This is a genomic window from Agathobaculum sp. LCP25S3_E8 (genome assembly GCF_052117165.1).
In the GTDB taxonomy this organism is placed as follows: Bacteria; Bacillota; Clostridia; order Oscillospirales; family Butyricicoccaceae; genus Agathobaculum.
Genome location: NZ_JBQKJR010000031.1, coordinates 11,175 through 24,898, shown reverse-complemented (window position 1 = coordinate 24,898; position 13,724 = coordinate 11,175). Strand labels below are relative to the sequence as shown.

General features: G+C 55.1%; 7 protein-coding genes. All 7 read right to left on the bottom strand.

Annotated elements, in window-relative coordinates:
- Positions 1-7: 7 nt before the first annotated feature.
- A complete protein-coding gene (locus tag ACTQ34_RS11155; RefSeq protein ID WP_441363884.1) occupies positions 8-2,344 on the bottom strand; it encodes a VirB4-like conjugal transfer ATPase, CD1110 family in 2,337 nt (778 codons plus the stop codon).
- On the bottom strand, positions 2,322-2,738 hold the full coding sequence (locus ACTQ34_RS11150) for a PrgI family protein (protein ID WP_441363883.1): 417 nt from the start codon (positions 2,736-2,738) through the stop codon (positions 2,322-2,324). Before ACTQ34_RS11150 ends, ACTQ34_RS11155 begins: the two co-directional genes overlap by 23 nt.
- Positions 2,739-2,765: 27 nt before the next feature.
- The gene (locus tag ACTQ34_RS11145) at positions 2,766-3,599 is read right to left on the bottom strand and encodes a hypothetical protein (RefSeq protein WP_441363882.1); all 834 of its coding nucleotides are present in this window, start codon (positions 3,597-3,599) and stop codon (positions 2,766-2,768) included.
- 27 nt (positions 3,600-3,626) lie between these two features.
- The gene (locus ACTQ34_RS11140) at positions 3,627-3,974 is read right to left on the bottom strand and encodes a formate hydrogenlyase (RefSeq protein WP_441363881.1); all 348 of its coding nucleotides are present in this window, start codon (positions 3,972-3,974) and stop codon (positions 3,627-3,629) included.
- A gap of 21 nt (positions 3,975-3,995) precedes the next feature.
- On the bottom strand, positions 3,996-5,897 hold the full coding sequence (locus tag ACTQ34_RS11135) for a VirD4-like conjugal transfer protein, CD1115 family (protein WP_441363880.1): 1,902 nt from the start codon (positions 5,895-5,897) through the stop codon (positions 3,996-3,998).
- A 5-nt stretch (positions 5,898-5,902) separates the two neighbouring features.
- Positions 5,903-8,227, bottom strand: coding sequence for an S-layer homology domain-containing protein (locus tag ACTQ34_RS11130; protein ID WP_441363879.1), 2,325 nt, complete (start codon positions 8,225-8,227; stop codon positions 5,903-5,905).
- An 83-nt stretch (positions 8,228-8,310) separates the two neighbouring features.
- On the bottom strand, positions 8,311-13,665 hold the full coding sequence (locus ACTQ34_RS11125; protein WP_441363878.1) for a SpaA isopeptide-forming pilin-related protein: 5,355 nt from the start codon (positions 13,663-13,665) through the stop codon (positions 8,311-8,313).
- Positions 13,666-13,724: the final 59 nt, after the last annotated feature.

The following is a 13,724-nucleotide window of genomic DNA, read 5'->3' as shown; positions in this document are numbered from 1 at the left end:
AGGGATATCACTCCCATTCGCCGGCCTTGGTGGTCATCAGACGGTATAACTCGGTGTGCTTCGGGATGTCGTTCTGGAAAGGGATGAATGCACTGCCGAACTTCATCAGCCCGCAGCCGGGGTCTGCGTTTTCCACATAAGAAAGCTGGGTATCGGAAATGTGCAGCAGCTCTGCCAGATCGGCGCGGTCGGACGCGGACTGGGACAGCATGATAATGAATTCGCTGTTGGCGAACAGCCACCGCGCGTCCTTGCTCCGCAGCATTTCGCCCACGTTCTGCGTGATGCCTGTCATATAGGCGTTGCGCTTGCGCAGCCGTTTCCACATGCGCAGGAAGTAGCTGGTTGCAAACGGATAGCGGAAAAAGATTGAAAACTCGTCCACAAATACCCATGTCCGCTTTCCAGCCCGCCAGTTCTGCAGCACGCGGTTGTAGACAGATTCCAGGATGACCAGCATGCCAAGCGGCATGAGCTGCTCGCCCAGATCAAGGATGTTGTACGAGGTCAGGCGGTTATGCTGGTCTACGTTCGTCTCCTGCGAAAAAATGCCGAGCGAACCAGTGATAAACAGCTCTGCGGAAAGCGCCAGCTCCCTTGCTTCGTCCTCATCCTGCCCCCGCAGCATATTGTACAGGTCGGTTAAGGTCGGGGATTTCCCGTGATAGCCTCCGGCAATATAGCCTGCATACAAATCCTTGATGCATCGGTCTATGATAGACCGATGTCTGGCATTGACGTCATCCCCCATGATCTGTTCAAACAGGGACATGATAAATTCGGACTTATCCGCCAGCGGGTTTTTATCATTATCTGCATAGCCTTTTTCCATGTCCATTGCATTGATCCGCACGGAGGATGAGCCGGATACGTCGATCATCGTGCCGCCGAACGCGCCCACCATGGGCGTAAACTCATTTTCTGGGTCAAGGATGAGCACATCATCGTTCGTGGACAGGAGGACTTGGCCAATCTCCCACTTTGCGCTCATGGACTTGCCTGCGCCCGGCACGCCCAGACGGATGCAGTTGCCGTTTTTGAGCAACGCGCGGTTTGCCAAAATCATATTGCCGGATACCGCGTTATTGCCATAGCAGATACCGCCCGTCTGCTGGATCTCCTGCGCGGAAAACGGCGTCAAAATGCTCGCGGATTTGGTGAGCAGCGTACGCTGCTGCACCACGCGGCGCAGCCCATACGGCAGCACCGTGTCCAGCCCGATATCCTGCTGCCATTTCAGCGCCGCCAGCTCGCAGCCATATCCGCTTGCTGTTGTTTTCAGCGTCTCGGTATCCGCGTTCAGCTGCTCCAGCGTATCCGCCATATGCACTACCGTCGTGGTAGTCATCATGATACGCTGGTCATTCTGCGTGGTTTCATCCTTGTAATTCTCTACCACCTCGCGCATCTGCTTGTACTCATAGGGGATTTCGGCGGAAAAGTTATTGTTGTTGTTCTGGCGCTGCTGCCAGCGCGTGATATCGGATTCCACCCGCATATCCAGCCGGTTCAGCATCTTTACCGCTTCCTGCGGGTGTACCGGCGTGATGTCAATGGAAAGCATCATCTGGCGCGGCAGCTCCATCAGGTCATGCACCAGTTTATCGGACAGCATGGACGCATACTCTTCAATGAACAACACACGGGCGAAGCCGCGATCCAGTTCGATATAGTCTGCGTGGTAGCGCATTGCCAACGGGCAGAACACATCTGCAAAATGCTTGCCGCAGCGCATCATATCCGCGACGTCGGCGTTTTTCATGCGGTGGTCCGGACGGAAAAAGTCATGCAGCACGCGGAACCGTTCCGTGTTGTCCAGCGGCTTTACCGTGGAGGAAAGGCGCTGCATCCCAAACGACAGGCTTTTCCCTGCGCGGCTGAAAAACATCCGCGCCTCGTTCTCGTTTTTGCGGTTTGCGGTCAGCGTCAGGAATTTCTCCTGCACAATGCCGTTGCTGCCCTTTGCCTTATCCATCAATACACGGTTCATCTCGCCGCGGTACCTGTCCAGCCCATCGTCCTTCTTTTTGTAGAAGATCGAACCGCTCAGGCTATCCTTGTTAAACAGCCTGTTTGCCAGTGTGATCTTCAGCCGGCTGTCCGCAGCAAGGCCGTTGAGGACGCGCCCCCAGGAGTCCAAAATAGAGGTTTGATCCTCCGGGCTTGCCACCGCATAGTTGATATCCGTAAAAGACCATGTCTTGCTGTATTCGGTTGCGCCTACCTGCCAGAGTGCGTCCGGGTATACCCGCTGGATGGGTACGATCTGCTGCACACTCTTCGGCAGGCGCACGGGGCGCGTTGGCAGCTGCACCTTGACCTTATCCTGCTTTTTTCTGAACATTCTTCATCTTCCCCTTTCCGGTATTTACAGGCTTTTTCTTTTTCTTCTTATCGCGTTCCCGCTCCTCTGCAGCCGCGCGGTGCAGCGTTTCGTACAGGCATACCGCCCTGTATACATACCAGCCGTTATGCCGGAATGTGGTGCGCAGCCACGCGCAGGCAAGCTGCTCAAAACACAGGCCATGATAGGACAGGAACCCTACCGCCGCCGGCAGTGCGGCGAGCAGGATGCACAGCACGCTCGCCGTTTCCTTGCCAATGAATGGGCGCAGCCCAAAATTCGCTGCGCCTGCAACCACCAAAGCTACAAAGCCCCATATCGTCTGGCGCATGCTCAGCCCCATGAACACGCCCTCGCGGTAGTTCCGTATTTCTTTATTAACCGGGCATTCCATGCCGTTTCAACCTCCTTCTTCTTTTCTTTACAATGCCAGCATATCTTTCACAACACGGTCCGCCGCGCTGACGATACCCAGCAAAATCAGCATCTGGAATATCACGCCGGCCATGTAACCCACCATCATACCGATGCTGCCATCACCAAAATCGACCGATGGCAGGTCGTTGCTTGATATAAAAGCGGAATACACGATACACGCCAGCACGATAACTGCCGCCTCCATGCATACGCCGATAAAGCTCTGGATGAAGGTGCGCCCGTGCCGGCTGGTCAGCTCGCCGCCAAACGCGGAAAGCGGCAAGGGCGCCAGCGCGACATACAGGTATACGCGGAAAAACCGCCCATATACTTTTGTCAGCATCATCATGGACAGGCAGATAACGATGCCGGTAAAAACCAGCCCTACGACCCCTGAAATCACACTCTGGATGATGTTGGCGTCTTCCGCCGCCGTCCGTATTTCATCCGGCAGTGTGGCAGCTACTTCATGCAGGCTGCCAAGGCTCGCTGCTATGGAAGAAGTGATCCCGCCGGTGACCTCGAATATAAAATTGATAATTTCCAGCCCATAGGTGATCGCCGCCTGCGCGAGGACAAAGCGCAGGAACAGGCGGAACACCTGTTCCGGGTGCCGGAGCTCCCGGAACGAGGTGGACTGCTTAAAGAAGGACATAGCAAAGAACAGGATGAGCAGGCCATACCCGATACCTTGCAGCACAGAGAATATCTGCTCGATGGCAGGCCATATCGCGCCGCCCATAAATTCTTTGGGCGACTGCGTGACAATATCCCAGATTTGTGCCATGTAGCTGTTCCATGTCCCGAGCGCGCCCTCCAGTACATCTAACGCCCACATAGTTTTTCTTCAACTCCATTCTTGCTGTCAGCCGCCGGTGATAAGGTCCAGGATGTCCTTTGCGAACATGATCAGCAGGCCGCCTACCAGACACAGGATACCCTGTGTGCGCTGGGACGGGTCGTGCGACTGGATCGACATACCGACCTGCAGCACGCCCCAGCCGGATACCATCAGGCCAACCGCCTTGATGAGGGCAAAGATGAAATCCGAAAGCTGCGTGATCGCGCTCAGCGGGTCGGCGGCGAACGCGGGGATTACGGCAAAGCAGGCAACAGACGCAGCCAAAACGCCTTTGCGGTACAGGCTGCGCGTGCGGTCATATGCTTTTTTGCTTGCGAGAAGCATCGCCAGTTTTTTCATACGGTTTTTCATAGCAAAATTCTCCTTTTTGTTTCAGATGGAAAAATACTCAAATTCAATGCCGTCTACCATTTCTTTCCCCGCTTTCCATCCATCTGTCTGTGCGGATGGGCGGATTGGGTGACGCAGCGGCGGTATATAGGGTTTTGCTTTGCCGTCCGCAGTCAGCGCCAGCGCAGGGTGGCGCGTCAGGTCATACTTGAAATCGCATACCGGATGCTCGCCGCGGATAAAGAGCAGCGCGAATTTGTTGTCCAGCCCGCGCACCTCGTCTGGGGTCATCAGGTCATGGCCGGTCTGCTGGTAATTCCGCGTAAACGAACCGTGGCTCCCGCGCGTTTCACCGGTTGTGCGCGTATCAATGGTTTCTTTGCCAAGCAGTTCTGACACATATTTGTGGGTCACCTGCTCGTTGCCGCCCAAATAGAGGAAGGTATCGCAGTTGCCTGTGACGTTCTCCCATGTATCCTTATACATCCCCTTGAGCTGCGCGATGTTTTGCAGGATGATCGTGCAGGAAATGTTGTATTTCCGGCAGGTGGAAAGCGTCTGCTCAAAATCCTCCGGCAGCGGCACGTTTGCGAACTCGTCCATCAGGAACCGGACGTGTACCGGCAGTCTGCCGCCGTGCTTCTTTTCCGCACATTCGTACAGCTCCTGGAATGCCTGCATATATAGCATGCTGACCAGATAATTAAACGACTTGTCATTGACCGGCGTGATAACAAAGATCGCGCGTTTGCGTTCGCCAAGAGATGCGAAATTCATCTCATCCGTATCCGTGATGTCCTGCATCTCGTCCAGCAGGAAATACGCAAGACGGGAGGTTGCCATCTGGCGGATCGTATCGCGTGTCTTTTCCGGGCTGGTAAGGAACGGCTTGTAATACTGCACGGCAATATGGTTCTCGCCCTTTTCCGCTTCCAGCTGCAGGAACAACTGGTCTGTGGGGCTTTGGGGTCCTTTCTCTTCCGCAGCTTCCGCATTGTTGAGCAGGTACATGACCGTGCCGAAGTTTTTATCTTCCTCCGCGCCTTCGTGGTAAAGGTACAGCATCAGCGCGGTGATCAGCGCGGTTTCCGCCTTCTCCCAAAACGGGTCGCTGCTGTTTGCGCCCTTTGGTGTGGTGTTGCGGATCAGCAGCGTAACCAACCGGATCACATCCGCATCAGAGTGGATATAGTCAAATGGGTTATAGCAGTCTGAGCGCCGCCTGTCCGAGAGGTTGAACACCTTAATGTCATATCCGCGCTTCAGGAGCAGCGGCGCGCAGTCCCGCAGCAGCTCGCCCGCGGGGTCGCACACAATATAGGAACAGTTGGCCTGCATCAGCCCCGGCTTTGCGAGCGAACGCGACTTGCCCGCGCCCGAACCGCCTACCACACAGATGTTCAAATTGCGCTGATGGCGGTAAACATCCAGCCCGATGCACACATTCTGTGTTAAGGGGAAATTCATATCACACGGCAGGCGCAGGGCCTTTTCCGCCTGCATCTTTTCCTGTTCTTCCGGCGTGGGCCGCTTGATATGCAAGCGCACGGGGAGGGAACGGAAGAAAGCGGCAATCTTCGATATCCGCGCTTTCAGGCGCTCCATAAATTTGGCGTGATACCGGTACTTTGCGCAAACCTGTTTTGCCTTGCCCCATACCGCAGAACCGTACTCCTTTCCCGGACGGCGCTTGCCCTGCCCATCCACGAACAGCAGCACGGCCACCAGATAAACCAGTAAGGCAATGAGTACAGCCCGCAGGCTGTACTCATTGATCACAATATGGAACGGCGTATCCATACACTGTGTCAGCGCATCCAGCCATTCGCCGACTGACCGCCCCGGCGCTGCCGCGCTGCCGCATAGCAGCCCGAACCACAGCACAGGGATGCCCAGCGCCACCCATAGGGCTGCGCCCGGTGTAGTGTTCTGATCTGGACGCATGGCAGTTACCTCTGGTAGCTGGACGCGGTCATAATGTCAGCATACGCCCAGTGGCCTTGCGGCACATCCGTGTAATAGACGCCGGACAGGTCGCTGGACGCAAGCGTGCGCCCCATCACGCGGTTGACCACTGCCGCTGCTTCCGCGCGGGTGATCGGCGCATCCGGGCGGAATGTGCCGTCCGGATAGCCATTTACCCAGCCGCGGCCGGCGCAGTATGCAATGGCGTCCGCTTCCGGCGTCCCGGCGTACACGTCGTAAAACCGTGCCGTGCCTTTATAACCGCCGGTCGTGTCGAGGCGGTACATCATTTCCACAAATTCCGCACGGGTGACCGACGCATAGGGCCGGAAGTACGAGGTATCCACGTCAACGACGCCGCCGTACACAAAAGCGTCCAGCGCATCCGTGTAGTAATCATCCGTCTGCACATCGCTGAAGCCGGCAGGGGGATAATCCGCATCCGCGTCTGCGTCCGTCATACGGACGAGCAGCTGCACCGCTTCTGCGCGCGTCATATTATCCTCCGGATGGAACTGCGTGCCATACCCAATGAAAAACGGCGACCTTACAGACCGGTCAATGGAAATCTTCCCATTCGAACCGCTGCCGGAGGAAACCTTTTCCGCTTCTGCCGAAATGGTTACATCCGCACGGACATTATCCACATAGACAGTCACCGTGCCGTTATTGCTGCGCTCCATGTCATATGCGATGCCATCAACGGCAATGATAGATGCGCCCGCATAGGCCGTTTCGGATTTGGAGCCGATTTTCAGCGTCACAGTATCGACCGTATAACCGCTATCCGGCTTGATGGTGAATTTCACATCCTTGCCATGGGATACGGTCGAGCCGGTATTTTTGCTGATCGTCAAATTGTTCGACTTTTGGATTGTTACACTGTGGCTGGTATTGATTCGGCTTGCCGTCGCAGATACACGCACCGGCTTATCAATATCGGTCACATAAAGATGCGTAACACCATCCTCATCGGTGGTCATGCGGTATGTTTCGCCGCTGACGCGGATCGAAGTCTCATCTGCATCTACGGTTTGGCTGCTATCGCCAATTTGCAGCGTAATACGGTCAAGCTCGTACTTATCTTCGTCCGTGACATAAATATCAAAATCTACATCCGTGCCAACCTCTACGCTGCTGCCGCAATTCTTGTCGATCTTCACCCCGGTACCGGCAGAGGTTGTCACCAGCAGATTATCACTGTCATAGACGCTCTCTGCGCTCACGGTGATATTGCTCTGCAGATCGGTAAGGTATACCGTGCAGGCGCTGCCGCTGCCGGATACGCGATATGCGTTTGTCCCGACAAACACCGTATTGGTGTTCGGGGTGCTGTACGCAGTTTTTCCATCCGCTTCAAGGGTCAGCGCGTCGATGGCATAGCCCCGGTTTGCGGAAAAAGACACCGTGTAATTGCTCCCTTTTTTGACGATATCCTTGGACACCTCGCTGCTGATGCCACGCCCGGCATGGACTGTAACCAGCACCTCATCACTGTCCGGCTCGCGCTCAGCTGTTTTTAGCTCGATTGTAGCCGAACTGGTGACGCCACCGCAGTACACGGTAAGCACGCCCCCGGCGTCCATCGTGAACCGGAAGCCCTGCGACTGCACATCGCAGCCTTTGGAGAGCGCGACGCTGGTCTTGTTTTGTCCCACGGTAAGGTCTGCGCCTGTGATAGCGTACAGGCTGCCGTCCGGCTTGGCCGTCATGATGTAGGCTTCGCCTTTGTGCAAGGCGATGCTGCTGCGCGATACGGAGGCCCCGTCCTGCGAGGACGCAGTGACCGTAACCGCTGTGCTGACGGCTTCCGCAGACAGGGTGACGTCATCCTGTGCTGCAGGAATGGAAACCGTCGCGCGGATCACGCTTGTACCCTGTGCGTCGATCTTGGATTCATAGCGGATGGGATAGGCCACCCCGTTCATGGTCAGGTCTTTATCCAGACTGGCCACGTCTGCGCGGTCTGTGTACTGCCCATCGGTGATTACGAGCTGGGACAGATCATAACCGTCTGTCGGCGCAAACGCAAAGGACTGGCTGCTGTCATTTGTTGCAATGACATGCCGCCCCACGGAGGACACGGTATAACCCGTGCCGTTCTGCGCGGTGACGATACGCTCCGTCTTTTCATCTGACCGCATCACAGGCGTCAATCCCTCCGCACTGCCGCCGGAAACCGATACAACAGCTACCGGCGGGGGCGTCCCGCCACTGGGGAGCGGCTTGTCTGCTGCAAACGCCGCAGCGGTCTGGCTGAGCGCTAATACTGCGGACATCGCCGTGCTGATGATCCTCTTTTTGTTCATAACGCATACTCCTTTTTTCCTGAAATAAAATATGGGCGCATAGTGAACCATGCGCCCTTATATGGGGGCTTATGCTGGCAGCATTACCAGCCTGTCTGCGGCAGGACGGGCTTTGTAACCCGGTATATTGTCGTAGTCCATGCATCGTTGGACATGATCCACTGCTGGTTGTGCAGCCCGCCGACGTCCGCCTTATTGACAAATGCCGTGCCGGCAACGGATGAACGTACCGTGCCATAGACATGCGGGTTTTCCACGCAGCGGAAACCTGCGGGGACATTGCCGAACACAAACATGAAATCTGTTACGACCTCGCCGGACTTGAGGCCGAGCACGGTGGGGTTCGCCTGAATGGTGCGGTTCTGCGCCGTGGACAGGTTATCCGCGAGCGTACGGTAATCGCGGTCCAGGTTCGTGCGGTACACGATCTTGTAACTCAGCCGCGCGTTGTATGTGCCGGTCACGATCTTGTCCAGCGTCACCGCCTGATACGGCAGCGTGTCGCGCCAGTAGAACGACTGGAGCTGCACCGTGGAATTGTTTGCGATGTGCGACACCGTCCAGTGGATCGGCTGGCCGGGGACAACCTGCTTCGGGCCGCTCTTTGCAATAGAGACATTGGTGTACACGCTCTCATTGAGCACTTCCAGCCGCACAATCTGGCTGGGGAACTCGATTTCCGCTTCAAAGGTTTCACCGGATGCGCCATAGTACGGCGGCGCTTTTGTCTCTTTGACCGTGTAGCGTCCCAGCGGCAGCAGTTTGGAAACCGCGACGCCGCGCTCGTTGCTCACAATGGTGTCCACGACGTTGCCTGCCTTATCGTAGATCTCAAAAGTCGCGCCCTGCAGGAGGGTGCCGGCTGGCAGGCCGTTGATCGGGTTATCGTCCTTGGACTTCTTTGTGATCTGGATCTGGCCCTGCTGCGGCGTGTTTTCCCATACGATTTCCGTCGTTTCACCCTTGGTCACACGGAATGTGCGTTCCTGCTCATCGCGGATGTAACCGGGAGCCGCCTGCACCTCTTCGGCATAATATTTTCCTTCTTCCAATTCCTTCTCCAACTCAATGTATCCGTCACTGTCCGTGGTGTACTCGCCGATCAGGTTCTTGTGCGCGTCTTTGATGATAAACCGCACGCCGGGGATGCCTTTTTTCGTCACCGCATCAATTTTCTTAATGCGCACACTGGACATCTTCGCATTCTCAAATTCAACCGTGGCCAGCTCCCCGGCTTTCACAATAACGTTTTTGGATGTGCTGTCTAACCGGTAGCCGTCCGGCGCTTTGATCTCGGTCACGACATACACGCCGTCCTCCAGACCGGAAATGTTGACCAGGCCAGAGGAATTGCTCGTATATTCGCCGACCAGTTCGCCCGTGGCTTTCTCCACACGGAATTTCGCGCCCGGCAACGCTTCACCGGTGTCCTTTACAATTTTGCGGATCTGCAACCCGTATGCCTTTTTATTGGTGAATACCAGCTCCATGCTGCCGCCGTCCTTGATCTCAAAGGTCTTAGGCGTATCCTGCAGGATATAGCCTGTTGGGGCTTTTACCTCGGTTACGATGTAGCTGCCTTCCGGTAAACCGTCCAGCGTGATAACGCCGTTTGCGTCGGTTTCGGCTTCCTTAACAAACTCACCATTGGACTTAGTAATCTTGAACACGGCATTTTTTAGCGGCTGACGGGTATCCTCGTCGATCTTCTTAATGGTGAAACCGCCTTTTTTCGTGTTGGTGAACGTGACCTCATAGGTCTGTCCAGCACGGATTTTAACCGTCTTAGGCGTCTCATCGATGGCATAGCCGTCCGGTGCGGAGATCTCCGTGACAATATAAGTTCCGGTATCCAGCTCCGGCAGATGGATCACACCGTCCGCATCGGTCGTGACGCTCTCACGCACAACCGAGCCGTCCCCGCGGGTAATTTTGAAGGTAGCGCCCTGCAGCGGTTTCTTCGTCTGGCTGTCGATCTTTTTGATCAGCAGACCGGGCTTTTTGGTGTTCTCCAGCGTCAGAGTATAGGTTTTACCCTCCTCCAGCGAAACAGCGTGCGGTGTATCGTCGATCAGGTAGCCGCCCGGAGCGGTGATTTCGGTTACGATATAGTCTCCAGCTTCCAGTCCTTCGATAAATGCAGTACCGTCCTCGCCGGTGATAATATCCTCCTTAACCACATCACCATTTGCCTTGGTCAGCTTGAATACCGCATCTTTCAGCGGCTTGCGTGTCTCTGCGTCAATCTTCTGAATGAGCAGACCGGGCTTTTTGGTGTTCTCCACGGTAAGTTCGGTGTCCTTGACCGTCGTGTGTTCGATCTCCAGCACTTCATCGTTCAGGATGTACTCTTTCAAAGTCTTGACTTCCTGCACTTTGTAAGTGCCTGCGGGCGCATTTTTGATCTCAATACGGCCATTTTCATCCGTGGTGTAATCACCCAGCAGTACGCCATCCCGCCAGATTTTGAACTGTACGCCTGCCAGCGGCTCTTTCGTCTGGCTGTCGATCTTTTTAACGATAAAAGATTTTTGCTCGACATTGTCCAGCGTCAGCACCAGATCGCGGTCTGTCGTGTGTTCGCCCTCCAGCACGACCGTACTCAGTTCATACCCAGCCAACGTATGCCGTTCCACAAATTTGTATGTGCCGGGTTCCGCGTAGTCGATGGTAAACGTGCCGTCCGGGCCGGTCGTGAACATACCGATGCTCTTGCCGTCCTTGAAGCCCTCAAATACAACACCCTGCATCGGTTTGCCGGTATCGAGGTCAATCTTCTTAACGATAATATCCTTTTTGCGGGTATTGGGAATCGTGAAGAACGTCGGATATTCACTGTTATTCTCAATCGTAAACGTCTTTTCATTGATGATGTACCGCGGATCAGTTACGACCTCCTTGGCCTGATAAGTGCCCGGCTCTGCATACGGAAGCCAGATACGGCCATTTTCATCCGTGGTGTAGTTGCCCAGCAGCTTACCATCTTTCCAGATCTCGAAGGTGACACCTTGAATCGGCTTGTGCGTTTCCTCGTCGATCTTGTAAATACCAAAGTGTTTCTTAATGGTGTTCTGGAAAATCAGGGTCGGGATTTCAGCCTGATCGCGAATCAGCTCTACAGTCTGCTCCGGGGCATCCAGATTGTAGTGTTCTTTATCACCGTCTACCTCAACAACACGGTATGTACCGGGCTGCAGGTTTTCGATCATGGCTTCGCCGTTCTCGTCTGTGGTAACAGAAGTGAGCTTGGCGTCATTGTAGTACACATCGAACTTCCAGCCCTGCAGGGGGACTTTGGTATCCTTGTCCTGCTTGATGATGCGGATGGACAGTTTCTTCGTGTTCGGGACGTTGACCTCGCGGATGATCTGCGTGGGATCTGCGCCGGGGTCTATATAGACCTCATGCGCAACCTCATCCTTTAAGTAGCCCTGCGGCGGCTCCACCTCGACCACCTGATAAAAGCCCTTGGGGAGGTTGTGCACCTTGGCATAGCCGTTGATATCCGTCTTAACGGTCTGGAGCACCTGTCCGTCCCGGCGGATCTCAAAGGTTGCGCCTGCCAGAGGCTCCTTGCTGTCCTTGTCGTACTTGTAGATATGGATACCGGCCAGCGGTGCATTTTTGAAGGACAGGGTGATATCACGGGTGTTGTCCCAGCTGAAGGTCTGGATATCCGAGCCGTCTGTGGCGTAGCCCTCCGGTGCGGCGATCTCGTATACCTCAAAAGAGCCGTTCGGCAGGTCTCGGCCTTGGATCGTGAACTCGCCCAGCGCGTCCGTTACGTAAGTGTTGACAAAATCGTTGTCTATGCCCTTAACCTCGAACTTTGCGCCCATCAGGTTGCGGCCATCCGCTGAGCTGGTCTTATGCACCTTGAATACGTGGTCATCTGAGTTGGCCAGCTTGACTTCGACGGTCTTGCCGCCGGTAGTGCCGGTATTCACAACCTTATCCGGCAGCAGGGTGTAGCCCTCCGGCGCTGCGGTTTCCTTGATGGTGACGTCGGTGTTAAGGGGCAAGTAAATAAAAAGTGCTTCACCGTTGCCGTCCGTAGTTTGCTCATCTGTTTTAGGGGTACCGTCTTTTTGGTAACTGATCTGGAATGTGCAGCCCTCCAACGGCGCACCATTTTCATCAGTCTTCAATACTTTAAGCTGAGTAAGATCTTCCGGCGTCTCATTTGTAGAGAAGCCGACATTTACACTCATCTTCCTTACAGCAGGCTCCACCATGATAACCGGCTGCACGCCCGAACTGGTTGTGCTGGCTGCATATACGTTGTAACGGTCTACATTCATGCTGGCAAAGAATTGGGTTTCCAAGGGTGTGCTGGCTTCATCCATCTGCTCCGCTGTGGCCTTGGGGATACAGAACAGAAAGGTTTCACCATAAGCCATACCGTTGCCGTTTTTGTACAGGTCATTGTTTTTGTCCACATGGGCCAGCGTAAGCCGCTGCGAACCATCGTCATCATAGCTCTTGTTGCCCTCGCTGTCCATGAGGAACGCGCCGGACGGAACATTGTCCGCACGCAGAAAAATCTGCCCATACTCGCCATCACCGCGCACAAAGGTCGCGCTGGCCGCCGCCATAGGCAGCACCATGTACTGCTGGCCGTCTATTTCCTTTTCCGCGAACGTACCGCCGGATACAATACTACCGCCTACGTCAATCGTGCCGGTCTTTTGTGCAGCGGCGGTATACTCCGCATTGCCAGGTGTGTAATTGATAGTAGCACCAACCCATGGTTCATGTCCTTTACCATTTGGCCCCCAAGTGTTGTAGAACTCATTACCATACTCCAGCATTTTAATAGCGGCAAACAACGTCAGCGCTTCCGACGTGGAGCTGGCGCTAAGCGTCTTGCCGGCAGCGCGATAACCGAGCGACGTGGAGCTGCCATAGCTTACGCCATAGCTGCTGTTTGCAGCAATCTGCGCATCGCCCAGCGCACACCAGATCGCGGCCTGCGATGCACTGAAATACATATCTGCCGTGAAGTTCTCCGCTGTGATAGGCGAACCAGCGAAAGAAATAAACTGGTTGAGCGTCATGCGAGCGTCACTGCGTACCGCGACGCCATACACATGCATATCCGATACGCGGCTCGTCACCGTGTACGGCATTCCCGATGTGCCGGGGTTGCCCTTGCTGTGATCCGCGCAGTAGGCGCGAATTTCTGTGCCGTCTGATGCTTCGGTAAACATAGGCCAGACGTTACGCGGCGCGCCGTTTTGCTGGAACCAAGCCTTTTGCACGCCCTTATCCGCAATGTTATATACCTCGCCCACGTTAATTTCAATGCTGGACGCTTCGTTGTCCTCCTCTGCCAGCGGCATAATGCCGTCTGCCGCACCGGCAAGCGGCACGCTTGCAGCCAATGTGAGCGCGGACAAAACGCCCGCCGTTGTCCGTTTGAAAATATTCTTTAGCATTTTTCCTCTCCTTTTGTCTGGAATAAAAAAGCCGCCTTCGGGAAAGGAAGGCGGCGCTC